This is a genomic window from Bradyrhizobium sp. USDA 336, from assembly GCF_044908355.1.
GTDB classification, from domain to species: Bacteria; Pseudomonadota; Alphaproteobacteria; order Rhizobiales; family Xanthobacteraceae; genus Bradyrhizobium; species Bradyrhizobium yuanmingense.
Genome location: NZ_JBIYDC010000002.1, coordinates 350368 through 372064 on the forward strand (window position 1 = coordinate 350368; position 21697 = coordinate 372064).

At 63.5% G+C, this 21697-nt stretch carries 20 protein-coding genes and 3 pseudogenes; 17 read left to right on the forward strand and 6 right to left on the reverse strand.

Going from position 1 to position 21697, the window contains the following annotated elements; all coding sequences use genetic code 11:
* Window positions 1-121: 121 nt before the first annotated feature.
* Entirely contained in the window at window positions 122-985 is an 864-nt protein-coding gene (purU, locus tag ABIA45_RS02425) for a formyltetrahydrofolate deformylase (protein ID WP_036015720.1), read from the forward strand.
* Between the two features lie 76 nt (window positions 986-1061).
* On the opposite strand, the gene ABIA45_RS02430 is transcribed toward purU, so the two are convergent.
* Complete coding sequence (locus ABIA45_RS02430; protein ID WP_271537376.1) at window positions 1062-1343, reverse strand: hypothetical protein; 282 nt, start codon at window positions 1341-1343, stop codon at window positions 1062-1064.
* Between the two features lie 576 nt (window positions 1344-1919).
* Between ABIA45_RS02430 and ABIA45_RS02435 the strand changes: the two genes are divergently transcribed.
* From ABIA45_RS02435 to ABIA45_RS02490, 12 genes and pseudogenes are all read left to right on the forward strand, one after another.
* On the forward strand, window positions 1920-3098 hold the full coding sequence (locus ABIA45_RS02435) for an ABC transporter substrate-binding protein (protein ID WP_271537378.1): 1179 nt from the start codon (window positions 1920-1922) through the stop codon (window positions 3096-3098).
* A gap of 198 nt (window positions 3099-3296) precedes the next feature.
* Window positions 3297-4167: pseudogene (locus ABIA45_RS02440) on the forward strand (branched-chain amino acid ABC transporter permease).
* 8 nt (window positions 4168-4175) lie between these two features.
* Complete coding sequence (locus ABIA45_RS02445) at window positions 4176-5204, forward strand: branched-chain amino acid ABC transporter permease (RefSeq protein WP_128266401.1); 1029 nt, start codon at window positions 4176-4178, stop codon at window positions 5202-5204.
* Entirely contained in the window at window positions 5201-5956 is a 756-nt protein-coding gene (locus ABIA45_RS02450) for an ABC transporter ATP-binding protein (protein ID WP_271537381.1), read from the forward strand. The genes ABIA45_RS02445 and ABIA45_RS02450 overlap by 4 nt, the downstream gene beginning before the upstream one ends.
* Window positions 5949-6665, forward strand: a complete 717-nt coding sequence (locus ABIA45_RS02455) for an ABC transporter ATP-binding protein (RefSeq protein WP_404539593.1) — start codon at window positions 5949-5951, stop codon at window positions 6663-6665. Before ABIA45_RS02450 ends, ABIA45_RS02455 begins: the two co-directional genes overlap by 8 nt.
* 19 nt (window positions 6666-6684) lie before the next feature.
* A complete protein-coding gene (locus tag ABIA45_RS02460) occupies window positions 6685-7803 on the forward strand; it encodes a cobalamin-independent methionine synthase II family protein (RefSeq protein WP_404651007.1) in 1119 nt (372 codons plus the stop codon).
* 626 nt (window positions 7804-8429) lie between these two features.
* Window positions 8430-9785 carry a hypothetical protein gene (locus ABIA45_RS02465; RefSeq protein ID WP_275511955.1) on the forward strand — a complete coding sequence of 452 codons (1356 nt, stop codon included), beginning with the start codon at window positions 8430-8432 and terminating at the stop codon, window positions 9783-9785.
* A gap of 60 nt (window positions 9786-9845) precedes the next feature.
* Window positions 9846-11042 (forward strand): methionine adenosyltransferase, encoded by a 1197-nt coding sequence (metK, locus tag ABIA45_RS02470; protein ID WP_271537390.1) that lies wholly within the window; start codon window positions 9846-9848, stop codon window positions 11040-11042.
* A gap of 199 nt (window positions 11043-11241) precedes the next feature.
* A complete protein-coding gene (gene ahcY / locus ABIA45_RS02475) occupies window positions 11242-12663 on the forward strand; it encodes an adenosylhomocysteinase (protein ID WP_157285529.1) in 1422 nt (473 codons plus the stop codon).
* 159 nt (window positions 12664-12822) lie between these two features.
* A complete protein-coding gene (locus ABIA45_RS02480; protein ID WP_404651008.1) occupies window positions 12823-14283 on the forward strand; it encodes a flavin-containing monooxygenase in 1461 nt (486 codons plus the stop codon).
* Window positions 14284-14425: 142 nt separating this feature from the next.
* Window positions 14426-15088, forward strand: coding sequence for an AAA family ATPase (locus ABIA45_RS02485; RefSeq protein ID WP_404651009.1), 663 nt, complete (start codon window positions 14426-14428; stop codon window positions 15086-15088).
* Window positions 15057-15680, forward strand: coding sequence for a phasin family protein (locus ABIA45_RS02490; RefSeq protein WP_404651010.1), 624 nt, complete (start codon window positions 15057-15059; stop codon window positions 15678-15680). Before ABIA45_RS02485 ends, ABIA45_RS02490 begins: the two co-directional genes overlap by 32 nt.
* A gap of 25 nt (window positions 15681-15705) precedes the next feature.
* Here the strand turns inward: ABIA45_RS02490 and ABIA45_RS02495 are convergent.
* The 3 genes and pseudogenes from ABIA45_RS02495 to ABIA45_RS02505 form a co-directional block, all read right to left on the reverse strand.
* Window positions 15706-16136: pseudogene (locus ABIA45_RS02495) on the reverse strand (YbfB/YjiJ family MFS transporter); the annotation flags it as partial.
* 29 nt (window positions 16137-16165) lie between these two features.
* Entirely contained in the window at window positions 16166-16402 is a 237-nt protein-coding gene (locus tag ABIA45_RS02500; RefSeq protein WP_404539607.1) for a 4-oxalocrotonate tautomerase family protein, read from the reverse strand.
* 16 nt (window positions 16403-16418) lie between these two features.
* Complete coding sequence (locus ABIA45_RS02505; RefSeq protein ID WP_271537399.1) at window positions 16419-17129, reverse strand: SDR family NAD(P)-dependent oxidoreductase; 711 nt, start codon at window positions 17127-17129, stop codon at window positions 16419-16421.
* Between the two features lie 213 nt (window positions 17130-17342).
* On the opposite strand from ABIA45_RS02505, the gene ABIA45_RS02510 reads away from it, so the two are divergent.
* From ABIA45_RS02510 to ABIA45_RS02520, 3 genes and pseudogenes are all read left to right on the forward strand, one after another.
* Entirely contained in the window at window positions 17343-18266 is a 924-nt protein-coding gene (locus tag ABIA45_RS02510; protein ID WP_271537400.1) for a LysR family transcriptional regulator, read from the forward strand.
* 146 nt (window positions 18267-18412) lie between these two features.
* The gene (locus ABIA45_RS02515) at window positions 18413-18568 is read left to right on the forward strand and encodes a hypothetical protein (protein ID WP_007612486.1); all 156 of its coding nucleotides are present in this window, start codon (window positions 18413-18415) and stop codon (window positions 18566-18568) included.
* Between the two features lie 142 nt (window positions 18569-18710).
* Window positions 18711-19622: pseudogene (locus ABIA45_RS02520) on the forward strand (aspartyl/asparaginyl beta-hydroxylase domain-containing protein); the annotation flags it as partial.
* Window positions 19623-19735: 113 nt separating this feature from the next.
* Here ABIA45_RS02520 and ABIA45_RS02525 read toward each other — a convergent pair.
* Window positions 19736-20284, reverse strand: coding sequence for a Spy/CpxP family protein refolding chaperone (locus tag ABIA45_RS02525; RefSeq protein WP_404651011.1), 549 nt, complete (start codon window positions 20282-20284; stop codon window positions 19736-19738).
* A 165-nt stretch (window positions 20285-20449) separates the two neighbouring features.
* Here ABIA45_RS02525 and ABIA45_RS02530 point away from each other — a divergent pair, with 165 nt between their 5' ends.
* Window positions 20450-20908, forward strand: coding sequence for a YybH family protein (locus ABIA45_RS02530; RefSeq protein WP_404539617.1), 459 nt, complete (start codon window positions 20450-20452; stop codon window positions 20906-20908).
* Between the two features lie 72 nt (window positions 20909-20980).
* On the opposite strand, the gene ABIA45_RS02535 is transcribed toward ABIA45_RS02530, so the two are convergent.
* Window positions 20981-21682 carry a fumarylacetoacetate hydrolase family protein gene (locus tag ABIA45_RS02535; RefSeq protein ID WP_157288072.1) on the reverse strand — a complete coding sequence of 234 codons (702 nt, stop codon included), beginning with the start codon at window positions 21680-21682 and terminating at the stop codon, window positions 20981-20983.
* Window positions 21683-21697: the final 15 nt, after the last annotated feature.

The window sequence follows — 21697 nt, forward strand, 5'->3', positions numbered from 1 at the left end:
TCGCAATTGTCCGTTCATCCTGACTCCGCGGCTGGGATTGGCGCAAGGGCGGGTCGGTGCTAGAGCAGGGCGCAATCCGCTGGATCGTTCCGCTGCACAAACCTTCATCAAGAGCCGAGCCTTGCCCGACCATCAATATGTCCTGACCCTGTCCTGTCCGGATCGCCCAGGCATCGTCTCGGCGGTCTCGACGTTTCTCGCTCATAACGGACAGAACATCCTCGACGCCCAGCAGTTCGACGACGTCGAGACCAAGAAATTCTTCATGCGGGTGGTGTTCACAGCGGCCGATCTTGCCGTGGAACTCGCGGCGCTGCAGACCGGCTTCGCCGCGATCGCCGAGCGTTTCGGCATGGAATGGCAGATGCGCGACCGCGCTGCGCATCGCAAGGTGATGCTGCTGGTGTCGAAGTCCGATCACTGCCTGGTCGACATCCTCTATCGCTGGCGAACCGGCGAATTGCCGATGATTCCGACCGCGATCGTCTCCAACCACCCACGCGAGGTCTATGCCGGGCTCGATTTCGGCGGCATCCCCTTCCACCATTTGCCCGTCACCAAGGAGACCAAGCGCGAGCAGGAGACACAGATCATGGACCTCGTCGGCAAGACGAAGACCGATCTGGTGGTGCTCGCCCGCTACATGCAGATCCTGTCCGACGATCTCTCGGCAAAGCTGTCGGGGCGCTGCATCAACATCCACCACTCGTTCCTGCCGGGTTTCAAGGGCGCCAAGCCCTATCACCAAGCCCATGAGCGCGGCGTCAAGCTGATCGGCGCCACCGCGCATTACGTCACGCGCGATCTCGACGAGGGCCCCATCATCGACCAGGACGTCGAACGCATCAGCCATCGTGACACGCCGGAAGATCTGGTCCGCAAAGGCCGTGACATTGAGCGCCGCGTGCTGGCCCGGGCCATCCGCTACCATCTCGACGACCGCGTCATTCTCAACGGCCGCAAGACCGTGGTGTTCGTGGATTAGCGAATGGAGAGTGGCGAATAGTGAGTGGAAGCGGGAGAGCGCCCTATTCGCTACTCCCTATTCGCCATTCGCTTCCTCAGCGTCCCGCGCCAGACGACGTTGTCCCCGTCGCGCCCTTCTGGGCCTGTTCTTCCTTCTCGCGATCGGCCGCCGGCATCAGCCGCTTGCGCTCGCGCTCCTTCATGTAGGCATCGTATTGCGGGGTGCCGGGCCGCGGCGGCGCATCGGCGGGCAGGCCGCCGGCCCATTGCGGGACGTAGTCGCCCATCCCGGCGGAGAGCTTCTCGTTGACCGTCCCGCAGCCTGCGAGATTGAGCAGGGCGAGTGCGGCGGCGATCGAAAGCGAGAGAGAACGCATGAATATCTCTGGTCGTGCCCCCGACGGGGCGCGGATGGTGGAGCGCCATAGGCGTCAGCGGCAACCATATCTCTCAATACGTAAAATTGGCCTATTCGAGGGAGGTAAAGCTGTATACAGAGAAGGTATTATAATAGGCATATTTTGCACTTGATGAGGTCGCGGCAGTTGATACGGTATACACCGGGTATTTGTCATTGGACGGATCGTAGGACGGGGAATGCCACGGACGCACTTGAGATGTCCGGATTCTGCAAATGAGAGACTGAATCCTCCATCCCCGGTGTGGTGCGGCCCTCGTAGGCTGGCAAAGCCATCGCCCTCCGGCCCAGTGTCACAGGGCTTTTTCGTTGACAGGACCATTTCATTTGTACAATCGTACAAATAGCTCTCCGCCGTTGTTGAGGCAGATTGCGCGGCTTGCGCCGAATGGTCGCCCAACGTTCGATTGACAACGGGGTTGCAGAGGACGCCATGTGGCCGCACGGCATGGCTTGTCCGTGAGTGAAGCGCGGCAAGGACCGGGTACTCGGTCCGGCGCACAAGAGGTGAGGGAATGAAGGGGAGGGACATCTGATGTTCGAACGCAGGATTTTTTTACGCACCGCAGCGGTCGTTGCGAGCGCGGGCCTCGCGGCCGTCGCGCCTGCCAAGGCGCAAGACACGGTCAAGATCGGGCTGATCCTGCCGATGACCGGCGGCCAGGCCTCGACCGGCAAGCAGATCGAGAACGCGATCAAGCTCTACATGCAGCAGAAGGGCGACACCGTCGCCGGCAAGAAGATCGAAATCATCGTCAAGGACGACGCGGCGATCCCGGATAAGACCAAGACTGCCGCGCAGGAGCTGATCGTCAACGACAAGGTCAACTTCATCGCCGGCTTCGGCGTGACGCCGGCCGCGCTCGCCGCCGCGCCGCTGGCCACCCAGGCCAAGATTCCTGAAGTCGTGATGGCGGCCGGCACCTCCATTATCACCGAACGTTCTCCCTATATCGTGCGCACCAGCTTCACGCTGGCGCAGTCCTCGACCATCATCGGCGATTGGGCGGTGAAGAACGGCATCAAGAAGGTCGCGACGCTCACCTCGGACTACGCGCCGGGCAATGACGCGCTCAACTTCTTCAAGCAGCATTTCACGGCCGGCGGCGGTGAGGTGGTCGAAGAAGTCAAGGTGCCGCTGCAGAATCCCGACTTCGCTCCGTTCCTGCAGCGCATGAAGGACGCAAAGCCGGACGCGATCTTCGTGTTCGTGCCGGCGGGCCAGGGCGGCAACTTCATGAAGCAATATGCCGAGCGTGGCCTCGACAAGGCCGGCATCAAGGTGATCGGGCCGGGCGACGTCACCGACGACGATTTGCTCAACAACATGGGCGACGCCGTGCTCGGCACGGTCACCGCGCATCTCTATTCCGCGGCGCACCCCTCGCAGATGAACAAGGACTTCGTCGCGGCCTACAAGAAGGCCTTCGGCAACCGTCCGGGCTTCATGGCCGTGGGCGGCTATGACGGCATCCACCTGATCTACGAGGCGCTGAAGAAGACAGGTGGCGACACCAACGGCGACAAGCTGATCGAGGCCATGAAGGGCCAGAAGTGGGAGAGCCCGCGCGGTCCGATCTCGATCGACCCCGAGACCCGCGACATCGTGCAGAACATCTACATCCGCAAGGTCGAGAAAGTGGATGGCGAACTCTACAACGTCGAGTTCGCGACCTTCGAGGCTGTCAAAGATCTCGGCAAGACCAAGAAGTGACGCGCGAAAGCGCGTCATCCCGGGGCTCTCCTCACCTCTCCCGCTTGCGGGAGAGGTGAGCGCGGAGCGCCGGGTGAGGGTTCTCTCCTCGTCGGGAGTCCTCCAAGTGGAAAGACCCTCTCCCCAACCCTCTCCCGCAAGCGGGAGAGGGAGTGCAGCACGGCCCTTGGCCACACTTGAGATGACCCTCGACTGCCGATGACCGCAATCCTCACCAACCTGTTCGATGGCGTCGCTTACGGCATGCTGCTGTTCGTGCTCGCCTGCGGGCTCGCGGTCACGCTCGGCCTGATGAACTTCGTCAATCTCGCCCATGGCGCCTTTGCCATGGCCGGCGGCTATATCTGCATGGTGCTGGTCAACCGGATGGGTTGGCCGTTCTTTGCCGCTTTGCCGCTCGCTTTCGTCTCCTCGGCTGCAATCGGCATCGCGCTCGAACGGACGCTGTACCGTCATCTCTACGCCCGCAGCCATCTCGACCAGGTGCTGTTCACGATCGGACTGACCTTCATGTCGGTGGCAGCCGTCGAATTACATCCAGGGATCCTCGCGGGTCTTCATCAATTTGCCCGCCGCGCTCCAAGGCCAGTTCGATCTGTTCGGCGTCGGTATCGGCCGCTACCGGCTGATGATCATCGTGATCTGCGGTCTGCTGACCATCGCGCTTCAAATGGTTCTGGCGAAGACGCGTTTCGGCAGCCGCCTGCGGGCGGCGGTCGATGACCCCCGCGCCGCGAGCGGTCTCGGCATCAACGTGCCGCAGGTATTCGCCTTCACCTTTGCCTTCGGTTGCGGGCTCGCCGGCCTCGGCGGCGCGCTCAGCGCCGAGATCCTCGGCCTCGATCCGTATTTCCCGCTGAAGTTCATGATCTACTTCCTGATCGTGGTCACCGTCGGCGGCTCCTCCTCGATAACGGGCCCGTTCCTCGCCTCGCTGCTGCTCGGCATCGGCGACGTCGCCGGCAAATATTACGTGCCGAAGATGGGCCCCTTCGTGATCTACACCATCATGATCGTGATCCTGATCTGGCGCCCGAACGGCCTGTTCGGCCGCACGGCCGCGCGTTGAGTGCGCCGATGAGCGCTGCTTCCGACGTCGGCCATCATGCCCAGCGCAAGGCGCGCTGGCACTACGGCGAAATCGCCTTCTGGCTGATCGTGCTGGCCTGCGGCTTCGCATTTCCCTCGCGCTATCTGATCATGACCGACATCCTGCGCCTCGCGCTGTTCGCGATGTCGCTCGATCTCATCCTCGGCTATGCCGGCATCGTTTCGCTGGGCCATGCCGCCTTCTTCGGCGTCGGCGCCTATGCCGCGGGGCTGCTGGCGCTGCACGGCATCGTCAAGGAGCCCGTGCTGGCGCTGATCGTCGCCGGCCTTGCCGCCATGGTGCTCGGCTTTGCCACCAGCTTTCTGGTGATCCGCGGCGTCGACCTGACGCGCCTGATGGTGACGCTCGGCATTGCGTTGCTGCTGGAAGCGCTCGCCGAGCGCTTCTCCAATATCACCGGCGGAACCGACGGCCTGCAGGGCATCGAGATGCAGCCGATCTTCGGCGAGATCCCGTTCGACATGTTCGGCAAGGCCGGCTTCTTCTATTCGCTGGCCGTGCTGTTCCTGCTGTTCCTGTTCGCCCGCCGCGTCGTGCATTCCCCGTTCGGCCTGTCGCTGCGCGCCATCAAGAACAATCCCCTCCGGGCCGCCGCCATTGGCATTCCGGTCAACCGTCGCCTGGTCGCGATCTATACGCTGGCTGCGTTCTATGCCGGCATTGCCGGGGCGCTGTTCACCCAGACGACCGCGATCGCCTCGCTGGACGTGTTTTCTATGGAGCGCTCCGCGGACCTGATGCTGGTGCTGGTCATCGGCGGCACCGGCTATCTCTATGGCGGGCTGATCGGCGCGGTGATCTTCCGCTTGCTCCAGGAATTGTTCTCGACCATCACGCCGCAATACTGGCAGTTCTGGATCGGCCTCGTGCTGGTCGTGATCGTGCTGGTCGGCCGCCAGCGCCTGCATCGCTGGGTGCTGTATGTGCCGAACCTGATCATCGGGCGGATTGCGGGGCGCAATGCGATCGTTGCCGTGCCGGAGAGCGATTCATGACCATCGCGCTCGAAACCCAAAATCTCGAGAAGCAGTTCGGCGGCCTCCGCGTCACCCGCGATCTGTCCTTGAAGGTCGAGCAGGGCGCCCGCCACGCGCTGATCGGCCCGAACGGTGCCGGCAAGACCACGGTCATCAACCAGCTCACGGGCGTGCTGAAGCCGAACTCGGGCCGCATCCTGCTCGAAGGTCAGGACATCACCGATCTGCCGGTGCACAAGCGCGTGCTGCGCGGACTGTCGCGCACCTTCCAGATCAATCAGCTCTATCCTGATCTCACGCCGCTCGAGACCATCGGGCTCGCGGTCTCCGAGCGCCTCGGCCATGGCGGCGACTGGTGGCGACGGATGGGCACGCGCAACGACGTCAATGGCGAGACCGCCGATCTGCTCTCCCGCTTCCATCTGCTCGACGTCATGAACGAAGAGACCGTGACGCTGCCCTACGGCAAGCAGCGCCTGCTCGAGATCGCGGTGGCCATTGCGGCCAAGCCGCGCGTGCTGCTTCTCGACGAGCCCGCCGCCGGCGTGCCCGAGAGCGAGCGCCACGACATTCTCGCCGTTGTGGGCAGCCTGCCGCGGGACGTCACCGTGCTCCTGATCGAGCACGACATGGACCTCGTGTTCTCCTTTGCTGATCGCATCTCGGTGCTGGTCTCGGGCGCGCTGCTGACCGAAGGCCCGCCCGAAGAGGTCGCGCGCGATCCGCAGGTGAAGGCGGTCTATCTCGGCGAGGAGGCGGTCGATGTCTGACCTGCTCGCGATCGATTCGCTTCGCGCCGGCTACGGCGAGGCGGTGGTGCTGCCGAAGATGACGCTCCGTCTCGCCGAAGGACAGGTGCTGGCGCTGCTCGGGCGCAACGGCACCGGCAAGACCACGCTGATCAACTCCATCGTCGGCGTCACGCGCCGCTTCGCAGGCTCCATTGCGCTGGCCGGCACCGATGTCACGGCGATGCGGCCCGACCAGCGGGCGCGCGCCGGCATCGGCTGGGTGCCGCAGGAGCGTAACATCTTCCGCTCGCTGACGGTGGAAGAGAACATGACCGCCGTAGCGCAGCCCGGTCCCTGGACGGTCGAGAAGGTCTACGAGATGTTCCCGCGGCTGAAGGAGCGACGGAGCAATTTCGGCAACCAACTCTCCGGCGGCGAGCAGCAGATGCTGGCGATCGGCCGCGCACTTACCCTCAATCCGAAAGTCCTGCTGCTGGACGAGCCGACCGAGGGCCTTGCGCCCATCATCGTCGAGGAACTCTTGAAGGCGATCGGGACCATCACCCGGTCCGGAGGTATCTGCTCGATCATCGTCGAGCAGAATGCCCAAAAGATCTTGGGGCTCGCCGATCGCGTTGTGATATTGGAGCGCGGAACGATCGTCCACGACGCTCCGAGCGCCGCGCTGAAGACCGACCCCTCTGTCCTGGAGCGCCATCTCGGCGTCGCCGGGGCGGCGGCCCACTAAGATGTCCAGGGAGTGACACATGCAGCGAACCAAAGCCCCCTTCCGCGCCGACGAGGTCGGCAGCCTCCTGCGTCCGCCCAAGATCAAGGAAGCCCGTAGCCGGCTGGAAAAGGGCGAGATCTCGGCCGACGATCTGCGCAAGATCGAGGACGCGGAGATCGAGAAGGTCGTGCACAAGCAGGCCTCGATCGGGCTGAAGCTCGCGACCGACGGCGAATTCCGCCGCTCCTGGTGGCATTTCGACTTCCTGGCCAAGCTCACCGGCTGCGAGCTGTTTCACCCCGACACCGGCATCCAGTTCACGGGCGTGCAGACCCGTCACGATGCGGTCCGCGTCATCGGCAAGCTCGACTTTCCCGACAGCCACCCGATGCTGGACCACTTCCGCTTTCTGAAGAACGTCGCGGACCAGGCCCACGTCACCGCCAAGATGACGATTCCCTCGCCGGCGGTGCTCCACTTCCGCGGCGGGCGCAAGTCGATCTCCAAGGAGGTTTATCCCGATCTCGACGCCTTCTACGAAGATCTCGGCAAGACCTACCGCAAGGCCGTGAAGGCGTTCTACGACGCCGGTTGCCGCTATCTCCAGTTCGACGACACCGTCTGGGCCTATCTCTGCTCGCAGGACGAATTGCAGAAGGCACGCGAGCGCGGCGATAATCCGGATGGGCTGCAACAGATCTATGCGCGCATCATCAACTACGCGCTGGCGGAGAAGCCGGCCGACATGGTGGTGACGACCCACGTCTGCCGCGGCAATTTCCGTTCGACATGGATTTCTTCGGGTGGCTACGAGCCGGTGGCCGAGACCATGCTCGCCGGCACCAATTACGACGGCTATTTCCTGGAGTACGACTCCGACCGCGCCGGCGGTTTCGAGCCGCTGCGCTTCCTGCCCAAGGGTAACAAGGTCGTCGTGGTCGGCGTCATCACCTCGAAGTTCGGCGAGCTCGAGAAGAAGGACGACATCAAGCGCCGCCTGGAAGAAGCCGCCAAGTTCGCCCCGCTGGAGCAGCTCGCGCTGTCGCCGCAATGCGGCTTTGCCTCGACGGAAGAGGGCAACATCCTCTCCGAGGAGGAGCAGTGGGCCAAGCTCAGCCTCGCGGTCGAGATCGCGAAGGAAGTGTGGGGGCAGTAAGGCTCCGCCGTTAAGGCTCACCCGTGTCCCGGACGCGCAGCAACGCTCCAGCGTTGCTGCGCAGAGCCGGGATCCATGCTGCTCGACTTGCTGCGCGGAGCTATAGGCCTCAGCTCTGCAGCGAACCGCTGAGAAGCGCTGCGCTGCGTCCGGGCACGAGTCACTTTCTCCGCCAGATAGACCCAACAGAGAGGAGTTCGACCATGGGCACGTGCTTGTTCTTCGTGGTCGAGATCACCTTGCCTCGCCTGGCTTTGCCGCGATTGAGCTCGTGCCGCTCGGCGGGCCGTGCCCCTGCACCTCCCACGCGATGATTCCTTCGCAGGCATTGATCATCTTGTCCGCCGGCGTCGTGTCCGCCGTGCAGCTCGGCTCGAGCTGATTGTGCGTGCCTGCCCGACCGCGGGCGGACCACAGGATCGCGGCGAGCAGGGCGACCGGGCAGGCGCGCACGGTAAGGACGCGATCAGAGGAGAAGCGCCAGCTGTTGCTCGGCGGGGCCAGAGTGGGGCGCGGCTCGCGGCCGGAGCAAACTGTGAAGGAGGCGCTTGGATCCGCTATTCCCTCAGTGGGCAGATTTTGCTAGGAGATTGGTCCCAATCCGTCTGCCCACCGATTTCCCACTCATGAAGAACGACGAAATCCTGAGCCAGATCACCGACTTCTGCCGCAAGGCGGACATGGCGGAATCGACGTTCGGCCGGCGTGCGGTGAACGATGGGAAGCTGGTGCACCGCCTGCGCGAGGGAAAGCGCATCACCATCGACACGCTGGAGCGGATCCAGGCCTATATGGCGGCGTCGATGGCCGGCGGCGTGCCGCCGCCGCGGGGACTTCAAGTGCCGCCCGAGAAGCGCGATCCGCGCGGCAATTTCCGCTTCTTCGAGAACCGTCAGAAATACCTGCTGTTCGTCCACACCTGCAGCGAAAAGCGGGTGATCGCGGACCGCGTCGCGCTCGAGCTTGCCTCCATCCATCCGCGCCCGCCGGCGCTGCGTCTGTTCGACGCCGGCGTCGGCGACGGAACGGTGCTGGCGCGGGTGCTGCGCGCCACGCACCAGCGCTTTCCGCACATGCCGTTCTACGTCGCGGGCAAGGAGCTCAGCCTGGAGGATTTGCGCCTGACGCTGGAGAAGGTGCCGGACCGCATTTTCGAGCACCCGGCATCGGTGTTCGTGTTCACCAACATGTTCTACGCCGAGGCGCCCTGGCTGACCCCAGCATCGCCTGCTGCAGCCGCTGCCACCGTCTGGCACGAGGTGCCGCTCCGCGGCGCTTCGTCGGGCGAGTTCGAGCAGCAGATCGCGGAGCTGAGGCCGTTTCTGGAGCAGAACTGGCGCGCTGCGATCAGCCCACGCACGGCCATGCCGCTCTACGAGCGGCCTGTCGTTCTCGTGCTCTATCGCGAGGACCACAGGTTCCTGCTGGATTCGACCATTCCGCGGCCGGGCCAGACTGAGGCTAATTTCGACCTCGTCATCGCATCCCAGCCCTACCGGGCCCTGTCATCGGTCAATTTCCGGGCCAAGCGGATCATTGCACCTCTGGCGCGGGCGCTGCGGCCGGGCGGCAGGCTGATCGGAATCCACTCCCATGGGCAGGATCCAGGCATGGAAATGATCCAGGCGATCTGGCCGGGAGAAAACCCTTTCTCAGTCAGCCGTCATGAGCTACTGCGTGCCGTTAAGTATGAACTTGGATCGGTGGGCCGCGACTTAAATTTTAATGCATACGCGGACAATCGTTCGATCTTCAGGTATGATATGGAAGCTCTGCCCAACGAGGTCACCGGCACCATCGGAACCTCGACGGCCTTTGCAGCGTGGAATGCGGCGGTGTATGTCGCTCAGATTGAGGACGACCGATTGACAGAAATGACTCAAAGCGGCCGCACTCTGGATGCCGCCAGGGATGTGCTGCGGAAGTACAACGGGCTCTGGTTTCTCGACGAATCCTACGTCATCTCGCGCCGGCGTGATTGACATCATCAAAAGTAAACATCGCAAACGCCCGCCGGCTAGCGGCGGAACAAGGGGTTACTGATGCGCGCGTCCTATCTCTTCACCAGCGAGTCCGTGTCCGAGGGCCATCCGGACAAGGTCTGTGACCGGATCTCCGATGAGATCGTCGACCTGTTCTACCGTGAAGGGCCGAAGGCGGGCATCGACCCCTGGCAGATCCGCGCCGCCTGCGAGACGCTCGCGACCACCAACAAGGTGGTGATCGCCGGCGAGACCCGCGGCCCGAAGTCGGTGACCAACGAGCAGATCGAGGGCGTCGTGCGCGGCGCGATCAAGGACATCGGCTACGAGCAGGAAGGCTTCCACTGGAAGACCTGCGACATCGAGATCCTCCTGCACCCGCAATCGGCCGACATCGCCCAGGGCGTCGATGCGCTGCAGCCGGGCGAGGTCAAGGAAGAAGGCGCGGGCGACCAAGGCATCATGTTCGGCTACGCCACCAACGAGACGCCCGATCTGATGCCGGCGCCGATCTTCTACGCCCACAAGATCCTCCGCCTCATCTCCGAAGCCCGTCACTCCGGCAAGGAAAAGGTGCTGGGTCCGGACTCCAAGAGCCAGGTGACCGTGCAGTACGAGAACGGCAAGCCGGTCGGCGTGCGCGAGATCGTGGTCTCCCACCAGCACCTGGTCGAGGACATCTCGTCCAAGCAGATTCGTGACATCGTCGAGCCCTATGTGCGCGAGGCGCTGCCGAAAGACTGGATCACGCCGAAGACGATCTGGCACATCAACCCCACCGGCAAGTTCTACATCGGCGGTCCCGACGGCGATTCCGGCCTGACCGGCCGCAAGATCATCGTCGACACCTATGGCGGCGCGGCCCCGCATGGCGGCGGCGCGTTCTCCGGCAAGGATCCGACCAAGGTCGACCGCTCCGCGGCCTATGCCGCGCGCTACGTCGCCAAGAACATCGTCGCCGCCGGTCTTGCCGACCGCTGCACGCTGCAGCTCGCCTACGCCATCGGCGTGGCGCGCCCGCTGTCGATCTACATCGACACCCACGGCACCGGTAAGGTTTCGGAAGACCAGCTCGAGAAGGCCGCCGCCAAGGCGATGGACCTCACCCCGCGCGGCATCCGCACTCATCTCGATCTCAACCGGCCGATCTACGCGCGCACCTCGGCCTACGGCCATTTCGGCCGCACGCCCGACAACGAGGGCGGCTTCTCCTGGGAGAAGACCGATCTCGTCGAGCAGCTCAAGCGCGCTCTCTAACGCTCTTACCTCGCCCCGCTTGCGGGGAGAGGTCGCCGCGAAGCGGCGGGTGAGGGGGACTCTCCGCAAGCTCGGTGCTTGGATAGAGCCCCTCACCCCGGCCCTCTCCCCGTAAGAACGGGGAGAGGGAGAATGGTGCCACATAGCGTTCAGCTTGCCTTGCTACTGACACGCCAGCCTCACTGATTAGGAAACAGACATGAACGCGAAGCCCGGCTTCACCGATTACATCGTCAAGGACATTTCGCTCGCCGATTTCGGCCGCAAGGAGCTCTCGCTGGCCGAGACCGAGATGCCCGGCCTGATGGCCACCCGCGAGGAGTACGGCCCGAAGCAGCCGCTGAAGGGCGCGCGCATCGCCGGCTCGCTGCACATGACGATCCAGACCGGCGTGTTGATCGAGACGCTCGCCGCGCTCGGCGCCGACATCCGCTGGGTCTCCTGCAACATCTATTCGACGCAGGATCACGCTGCCGCTGCGATCGCCGCCGCCGGCATTCCCGTCTTTGCCGTCAAGGGCGAGACGCTGACCGAGTACTGGGACTACACCGCCAAGCTGTTCGACTGGCACGGCGGCGGTCACCCGAACATGATCCTCGATGACGGCGGCGACGCCACCATGTATGTCCATCTCGGTCTGCGCGCCGAGAACGGCGACACCGCCTTCCTCGACAAGCCCGGCTCCGAGGAAGAGGAAGTGTTCTTCGCGCTTCTGAAGAAGCAGCTCAAGGAAAAGCCGAAGGGCTACTTCGCCGGGATCGCCAACAGCATCAAGGGCGTTTCCGAGGAGACCACGACGGGCGTGCATCGTCTCTATGACATGCAGAAGGCAGGCACGCTGCTGTGGCCGGCCATCAACGTCAACGACAGTGTCACCAAGTCGAAGTTCGACAACCTCTATGGCTGCCGTGAATCGCTGGTCGACGGCATCCGCCGCGGCACCGACGTGATGCTGTCGGGCAAGGTCGCGATGGTCGCCGGCTTCGGCGACGTCGGCAAGGGCTCGGCCGCCTCGCTGCGCCAGGCCGGCTGCCGCGTCATGGTCTCCGAGGTCGATCCGATCTGCGCGCTGCAGGCGGCGATGGAAGGCTACGAGGTCGTGACCATGGAAGACGCCGCGCCGCGGGCCGACATCTTCGTCACCGCCACCGGCAACAAGGACATCATCACCATCGAGCACATGCGCGCGATGAAGGATCGCGCCATCGTCTGCAACATCGGCCACTTCGACAACGAGATCCAGATCGCGTCTCTGCGCAATCTGAAGTGGACCAACATCAAGCCGCAGGTCGACGAGATCGAGTTCCCCGACAAGCACCGCATCATCCTGCTGTCGGAGGGCCGCCTCGTGAACCTCGGCAACGCGATGGGCCATCCGTCCTTCGTGATGTCGGCGTCCTTCACCAACCAGACGCTGGCGCAGATCGAGCTGTTCGCCAACAACAAGGACGGCAAGTACGAGAAGAAGGTCTACGTGCTGCCCAAGACGCTCGACGAGAAGGTCGCCCGCCTGCACCTCTCCAAGATCGGCGTCAAGCTCACCGAGCTCCGCAAGGACCAGGCCGACTATATCGGCGTGAAGCCGGAAGGCCCGTACAAGAGCGATCATTACCGGTATTGATCCGCCGGTTCGACCAACCATCGACGCAAAGCCCCGGAGCGATCCGGGGCTTTGTTGTTTCGGGGCATGGAATTCAACTCGCTTTGCAGTTGCGGCACGTTGATTGCCGATTGACGGCCAGCAGCGGCAGGCGGACAATCCGCGCCGGCGGAGGAAACCATGCAACAAGAACATTTCGACGTGCTGATCGTCGGCGCCGGGCTATCAGGCATCGGCGCCGGCTATCATCTGCAGACCAAGTGTCCGGCCAAGAGCTACGTCATCCTCGAGAGACGCGATTGCATCGGCGGCACTTGGGACCTCTTCCGCTATCCCGGCATCCGCTCCGACAGCGACATGTTCACCCTCGGCTATTCGTTCAAGCCGTGGACCGATCCGAAGGCGATCGCCGACGGGCCGCAGATCCTGAACTATGTGCGCGAGACTGCTAGCGAGAACGGCATCGACAAGCACATCCGCTTCCACCATCGCGTCAAGCGCGCGGCGTGGTCGACGCCGGATGCTCGTTGGACCGTCGAAGCCGAGCACATCACGAGCGAGGGCGCGACCGAGGTGGTGCGCTTCACCTGCAACTTCCTGTTTATGTGCTCGGGCTATTACAAATACGAGGCGGGCTACACGCCGGAGTTCAAGGGCGCCGCTGATTTCGCCGGCCGCATCGTGCATCCGCAGAAATGGACCGAGGACATCGACTACGCGGGCAAACGTGTCGTCGTGATCGGCTCGGGCGCGACAGCGGTGACGCTGGTGCCGGAGCTCGCCAAGAAGGCGGCGCAGGTCACCATGCTGCAGCGCTCGCCGACCTATGTGGTGTCGCGGCCGGCGCAGGATCCAGTCGCCAACAAGCTGCGCCGCAACCTGCCGGCGAAGTTCGCCTATCACCTGATCCGCTGGCGCAACGTGATGTGGGGGATGTTCTTCTTCCAGCTCAGCCGGCGCAGGCCGGCGAAGGTGAAGGATCTCATCCTCAAGGGCGTGAGAATCGCGCTCGGCCCGGACTATGACGTCGCGACCCACTTCACGCCGCGCTACAATCCCTGGGACCAGCGGCTGTGCCTCGTGCCCGATGGCGACCTCTTCAAGGCGATCCGCGAGCAGCGCGCCAGCGTAGTCACCAGCGAGATCGACACCTTCACGCATGACGGCATCCGCCTGAAGGACGGCCGCGAGCTGGCGGCCGACATCATCGTGACGGCGACCGGGCTGGTGCTCCAGGTCGCCGGTGGCCTCGAGGTCAGCGTCGACGGCCGCTCCGTCGATTTCGCCAACACGCTGACCTACAAGGGCATGATGTATGCCGACGTGCCGAACATGGCCTCGGCCTTCGGCTACACCAATGCGTCCTGGACGCTGAAATGCGACCTCACCTGCGAATATGTCTGCCGCCTCATCAATTACATGGACCGGCACAATTTCCGCCAGTGCATGCCGCACAACGATGATCCCACCATCACCGCGCAGCCTTCGCTCGATTTCACCTCGGGTTACGTGCAGCGCTCGATCGCCAAGATGCCGAAGCAGGGCTCGAAGCGGCCCTGGCGGCTCCACCAGAACTACGCGCTCGACATCGTCTCGTTGCGCTTCGGCCGGATCGACGACGGCGTGATGCAGTATTCCTGATCTTGCCACGTAGGATACCGCGATAGCCTTGCGTTCGCTTGAGACGAATCGCGACTTGCGGTAGTATTTTTGCGCTGCAAGAAGTTTAGTTCCGACAACGTCTGAGTTCCGCGTAGTCGCCGTCTTAAGGGGAGCGCAGGACATGCACGTCCTTGCCCTGGTCACGCAAAAAGGCGGAAGCGGCAAGAGTACGCTGTCCGTTGGACTGGCGGTGGCAGCAATGGAGCGCGCTGAGCGCGTCGTTCTCATTGAAGCGGACGCGCAAGGTACGATCTCGAAATGGAAAGAGCGCCGCGATCATCCCTATCCCCGCGTCGAGCGCGTTGCCGATCCTGCCGAGATCGAACCGTTGATCGCGCGGCTGAAGGCCGAAGGCGTCTGGCTTGCCATCATCGATACAGCTGCCACGACCAACAGCCTGGCGATGCGCGTCATCGCCTGCGCCGATCTCTGTCTCATCCCGGCGCGTCCGAGCCCGGCCGACATCGAAGCCGCAATTCCTACACTGATCGCTATTCGCAGGCTCAACCGCCGATTTGCCTTCATCCTCAATCAGACGCCGACGCGGGGGTGCCGGTTGAGCGAAGCTGCCACATCGCTAAGCTCGCTCGGCGTGCTTGCGCTCCCGTTTATTGCGCAGCGTAACGATCACCAGGATGCACTCGGAGCAGGGTTGGGCGTGACGGAGTTCGCACCGACGGGCAAAGCTTCGGACGAAATTGGAAGTTTGTGGGGTTGGATCACGGCGCACTTGGCCGAGGAGTCGAACGATTATGGGAAAGGCGCGCTCAAAGCTGCCTGCTGACGTTGCACGCACCGGACGTCGCTCGCTGCTGGAACTGGCGGCGGAAGTGAGCCGTGCGGTCGACGAGGGCTTGGCCATGCCGCCGGGCCCAGTCGTCGTCTTCCCCCAGGATGCGCCGCAGATCGCGCAAGAAGCACCTGCTCCGATGACTGTTCCGGTACAAGAAGCGGCCAGCGTCATCGTTGCAACACCTGAACCTCCGAGCAGCACTGATCTCATCGTGGACATGGCCAAGGAGTATCAAGCCCGCGTTTTGGACGGCATGAGCGCTACGCTCAACTACGCCAACGATCTCGCAAAGTCACGGCTGGCCAGTGTGACATCAGAGGCCAATGAAACCATCGTCGCGGAAAGCAATCTCATCGACGCGATTGGAACGGCAGCCGAGTGTCGCACCGTCGTGCTCGAACTGATGAAGGTCAATGCGGGCGCGACCTTGGAGTATGCGCGGGAGCTAGGGCGTGCAAAAACACTGGCGGAGTTGGTTGAGCTGTCGGGCACGCATGCGCGAAAGCAATGTGAGTTGGTCCTGAAGCAAACCGAGTTGCTGAGATCGCTTGCTCAAAGCATGACAAAGTCCAGTGCCAGGTGATGCAGCTCGCCTGCCATCATCGCACTCAGGATCTGCGCGAGACGATCAGGGCGCGGCCGAGATCGATTGCCAGTGCCAGCACCACCGCACCGCCGCCGAGGCCGAACAGGACGAGATAGTCTCCGCCGGTTTGCGCATCGATCCAGGAGAAGCCGTAAGCGGCGGCCGCCTGAAACAGCGCAAAGCTTGTGGTGGCGTAGCTCCAGGTCGTGCGCTGCTGTTCGGTCGAATTAGGCACGAACTCGTGGATGCGTCCGAGCACCAGCGTCACGATGACCGGCGTGAAGCCGCCGACCACCACGCTCAACATGATCAGCGACAGCGGCGCGGTGCTGACGGTCGCAACAGCACGGCCGCGGCCTCGATCAGGAATGCCGCGCGAAGGGCGGGACCAAAACCCGAGCGGTCGCCGAGATGGTCGGCGACGAGCGGGCCGACGATCGCGCCGAGATCATGTCATCCTCTTGCGCGCGACGGCGTGCAGATCATCCTGCCTGGGTGGCGCGGTGACGGCGGAATTCCTGCACGGGCAGGCCGCCCCAGCCCCAATTGTCGGTGTCGACTTCCTCGATCACGACGAAGGTGGACTCGAGCGGCTTGCCGAGCACATCGCGCAGCAGCTCGCTCGAGCCCTTGATCAGTGCGGCCTTCTCCTCCGCCGTGAGCGACGCCGCACCCGGCGCCGTTCCCTCGCGGGTCACTTGAATGGTGACGATGGGCATTGTCGTTCTCCTCCGCTCAGTGGCCGGCGCTCTGGCCGCCGTCGACATGCAGGATCTCGCCGGTGACGAAGGAGGCACGTTCGAGATAGAGCACGGCATCGACGATGTCGGACATCTCGCCCATGTGGCCGACCGGGTGCAGCGCGTCGAGCTGCGCGTGCGTCGCGACCGGATGCATCGGCGACTTGATGATGCCGGGCGACACCGCATTCACGCGGATGCCGCGCCTGGCGTATTCGATCGCGAGCGACTTGGTCGCGGCGTTCAGCCCGCCCTTGCTCAGCGAGGCCAGCACCGAGGGCACATTCGAATTGGCCTGATCGACCAGCGTCGTCGTGATCTGGACGAGGTGGCCAGACCCCTGCTTCTCCATTTCGGCGATGGCGAGCTGCGTGATGTTGAAGAAGCCCGCGACATTGGTGCCCATCACTGCGGCATAGTCCTTGGCCGTGTACTGCGTGAACGGTTTTGCGACGAAGATGCCCGCGTTGTTGACCAGCGTGTCGATCCGGCCGAAGCGGGCGATCGCTTGCGACACCACGCGCTCTGCGGTGGACCGGTCGGCGATGTCGCCTGCAACGGCGAGGACGTCGTCGTCACCCGACGGCTTGATGGAGCGCGCCGTTGCGGCGACGCGATAGTTGCGGTCGCGAAAACCCTGGACCAGGGCGGCGCCGATACCCTGCGATGCACCGGTGATGATGGCGACCTTCTGCTCGATACCCATGACGGGCTCCTGTTGTTGGCTTGAAAACCTGCGCCAGCGGCGGCTGGCTTGGGCGTTGAGGTACGCTGCGGCGGCTTGCTTGCGAATATCCGCTGCCCGGCAGACACTCTTTCGCGGCGCGAACGAATGCCGGATCGATCTTTGCGGAGGTTGTCGCAGCCGGCGCAAACGCCTAGCTTTCAGCCGAAATCTCAGGGGGGGTGCGGCGAGCGCATGGATCGTTTGGACGCGATGAAGGTGTTTGTCCTTGCGGTGGACGAGGGCAGTTTGGCTGCCGCAGGACGCAAGCTCGGCCGCTCGCCGGCGGCGGTGAGCCGCGCCATCGCCTTTCTGGAGCATCGGGTCGGCGCCGAGCTGCTGCACCGGACGACACGTTCGATCAAGCTGAGCGAGGAAGGCGAGCGTTATGTCGCGATCTGCCGCCGCGTGCTCACCGATCTGGAGGAGGCCGAGGCCATCGCGGCCGGACCGCGCACGGCTCCGCGTGGTCTGCTCACGATCACTGCTTCGGTGGTCTCGGGCGAGATGGTACTGCGGCCGATCCTCGACGCGTTTCTCGACGCCTATCCGACCGTGTCGGCAAAACTCCTGCTGTTCGACCGTGCCGTCAATCTGATCGAGGAAGGCGTCGATATCGCGCTTCGCATCGGTCCGCTGGCGGATTCGGCGATGGTGGCGATGCGGGTCGGCGGGATCAGCCGCGTCGTGGTGGCAGCTCCCCGCTACCTGAAACAGCATCCGCGCATCACCGAGCCGGGCGATCTCGCCAAACACCAGATCGTCGCGATGGCGCATCTGCCCAATTCCTGGACCTTTGCGCCGCAGCGGGGCTCATCGGCACCGCGCACCGTGCAGTTCACCCCGCGGCTCGTCGTCAACAGCACCTATGCGGCAGTGGCCTCCACTGTGGCCGGGCGCGGCGTGGCGCGGATGTATTCGTATCAAGTGGCCGAGCAGGTCGCGCGCCGCGAGCTCGAGATCGTGCTGGCGGACGACGAGGATCCGGAGATGCCGGCGCATCTGATCTGCCCGCAGGGCCGGCTTTCGCTGCCCAAGGTGCGCGCCTTCACCGACTTCGCCGTGCCCCGGCTGAAGAAGCAGTTTGCGCTGCTGAAGCAGAGCATCAAGGCGCGCTGAGCCGCTTCATGCCTCCGCAATGCGCGTTTTCGCGTATACGGCGGGGCGGCTGAATCGGCGATGGTTCCGGAACGGTTAACGCCGATTTAACGGATGAGTCCTACCCTGTCTCGGCCGGGGTTACTCGCAAGGCCGAGGTGAGCCCAATGGAAGCCCAGAGAATAGCGGTCGACGCCGTCGTCGCGCTGACCGATTGCGACCGCGACGCCGTCATCGCCTTCATCCGCCGCCTCTATCTCGCCGGCGTCACCGACCCTAAGCGCCTGACCTTCAAGGGCCTGCAGGCGCTGTCGCGGGCTTGATTCGGCTCGTTTCGGCCAGTTTGGACCCCAGTCCATCCCCTTGCTCTCCCCGGCGTGATTGCAACCCAGCGGTGAATATCTTGCCGCTCCGGCCGGGTCGGCCTACACGACACCCCGGCTGGGTCACTTGGGGATTGGGGAAATGTTGAAACAGCTTTTTGCGCCGCAGCTCGTCATTTTGTACGTGCTTGCGGCCTCGACGATTTACGTCCACTTCCGCGGCAAGGAGCGGCTGCGCTTCGCGCGCCAGCTTGGCGATCACTCGACCTATCTCGCACCTTATAATGTGCTGATGTATGCGGGCTCGGCGGTGCCGAACAAGCCGGTGATCTCGGTCGATCAGTTTCCGGAGCTGAAGCCCCTCAGCGAGAACTGGGAGACCATCCGCGACGAAGCCGTGTGCCTGTTCGATGAAGGTTTTATCCGCGCGGCGGCGAAGAACAACGACTGGGGCTTCTACTCGTTCTTCAAGAGCGGCTGGAAGCGGTTTTACCTGAAATGGTACGACGACTTTCTGCCGTCGGCGAACACGCTGTGCCCGAAGACGGTGGAGCTGCTCAAATCGATCCCGAGCGTGCATGGCGCGATGTTCGCGATACTGCCGCCCGGCGGCAAGCTCGGCGCTCACCGTGATCCCTTCGCCGGCTCTCTGCGCTATCACCTCGGCCTGGTCACGCCGAACTCGAACAAGTGCCGGATCCTCGTCGATGGCGTCGAATGCGTCTGGCGCGATGGCGAGGCCTTCATGTTCGACGAGACCTTCATCCACAGTGCCGAGAATGCGACCGACGTCAACCGCATCATCCTGTTCTGCGACGTCGAGCGCCCGATGAAGTACGGCTTCATGACCGCGATCAACCGCTGGGTCAGCCATCACATCGTCAAGGCGTCGGCGACGCAGAATGTCGATGGTGAGCACGTCGGCGTGCTCAACAAGGTGTTCGGCAAGCTCTACGAAATCCACCTCGCCAGCCGCAAGGTGAAGGAGTGGAACCGCAACGTCTACTACACGCTGAAATACTCGCTGACGGCGCTGATCCTCGGGCTGATCGTGTATTACGGCACTGAATTGAGGCAAATGCACGGGGCGCGGATCAGCGAAGCTTGGTCCGCCATGCCTCATCTCGATCCGCCCTGGCGCGATCGTCTGATCTCGGTCGGCATTGTCTAGTGATGGTGCTTGTGCTTGTGCCCTGCGGAGCCGTCGGGACGCTGATAGCCTCGTAACTCTGCATACCGCTGCATCTGGCTCTGATCGAGCAAGACAGCGGTTGATAGGTGGTATTTGAGGTGGCTCTCGCGGAGCTGCCCCTGAGTTTCGGCAATGGCCCCGATGCTGGTCTTGAGCGCTTCCGATGTGATCGCACGGGACGAGAAGAGGTGTACCAGCGCTCTCTCTTGCTCGACGAGCTTGTTACCCAGCGGAACGGCTTCCTGTTTCATGGCATCGAACAGCCGTTGAACCTCGGCGCGCTGATCGGCGGTCAGGTCGAGACGATCACTGAGCTCGAGTACGTGGCTGGGACCGGGATATCCATTGAGCTCCGCAGCAAGAGCCAGGCCCATCCCGCGTCCGGCGCGGAGATCGTCGATTTGTTGCTGTGACAGCGCCTTGATGGGGCGCTTCTCGAGGCCGACATAGGGTTGACTGGACTGTGCGCCGGCCGCGCTGTTGGTGAGGAGGAGGGAGGCTGCGAGCAGAAGGACGCGGTTCATGAATCTGGCTCCCACAAAATGGAGCCGGCCGATGTCGAAGCATCGAACCCGGCTGTGACGTTACCCCTGTAGCGATCGAGTGATCCCGGCGCGCAAATCTTGCTGGATAGTCCGGCCCGTGGCAACAAAGATCGCCGCGATTGAGTTGCCGAATTGGAGCAGGTGATGGCCTCGTTGCCGACCGCGAATGCTGAGATCATGCAGTTCTTCCGCCGATGGCTGGACACCTTCGCGAGTTATGTCCGCGACGTCGATTACGCCTCGGCGAGGCCGCTCATCCATCCCGACGTGCTCGCCTTCGGAACCCATAACGACGTCATCCCCGGCCTCGATCAATGGGTCAAAACCCAATGGGATAACGTTTGGCCGAAGACGACCGACTTCCGCTTCGTCCTCGATCAGGCGTCCGTTCTGGCATCACCGGACGGCATGATGGCAACCGTCGTCGCGCCGTGGACGAGCACGGGCTATCATCCCGATGGCAGCACGTTCGCACGCCCGGGCCGCGCGACGATGGTGTTTTCGAGGAACGGCGATGGCTGGCTGTGCGTGCATTCGCACATGTCGCTCAATCGCGGTGTGCCGCAGGCGAGCCACGCCAATCGGCCGGTGAAGGCCTGGTAGCTCGACCGCGTGCACGATCGACATGCAAAAGGCCCCATTCCGGGGCCTTTTGAGTTCGAGCTGCAGCGAGCCTTACTCCGGCTGGCCGATGCTGACCTTCAGCGTGCCGATGCCGTCGACGCCGCATTCGAGCTTGTCGCCAGGCTGGAGCTGCGACACGCCGGCGGGCGTGCCGGTCATGATGATGTCGCCGGCGGCGAGCTTCACCTGCTGGGAGAGCTGCCAGATGATCTCGGGCACGTTCCAGATCAATTCGGTGAGGTCGCCCTTCTGCGCTTCCTTGCCGTTGACCGTCAGCCAGATCTTGCCCTTGGAAGGATGGCCGATCTTCGAGGCCGGCTGCAGCGCGGAGCAGGGCGCCGAATAGTCGAACGACTTGCCGATCTCCCACGGGCGCTCCTTCTTGCGCGAGGCGAGTTGGAGGTCGCGGCGGGTGAGATCGATGCCGACGGCGTAGCCGTAGACGTGGTCCAGAGCCTTGTCGGCGGGAATGTTCAGTCCACCGCTCTTCATCGCGACGACCAGCTCGACCTCGTGATGCAGATCCTTGGTCAGAGGCGGATAGGGAATGGTGGCGCCGTCGGGCACCAGCATGTCGGCATGCTTGGCGAAGAAGAACGGCGGGGCGCGCTCGTCATTGCCCATCTCGCGAATGTGCTCGAGATAGTTGCGGCCGACGCACCAGATGCGGCGCACCGGATAACGGCCGCTCTCGCCGACGACGGGAAGCGAAGCCTGGGGCGGAAGCGGGATGACGTAGGAGGCGGCGTTCATGCGGGTCTCGCTGCT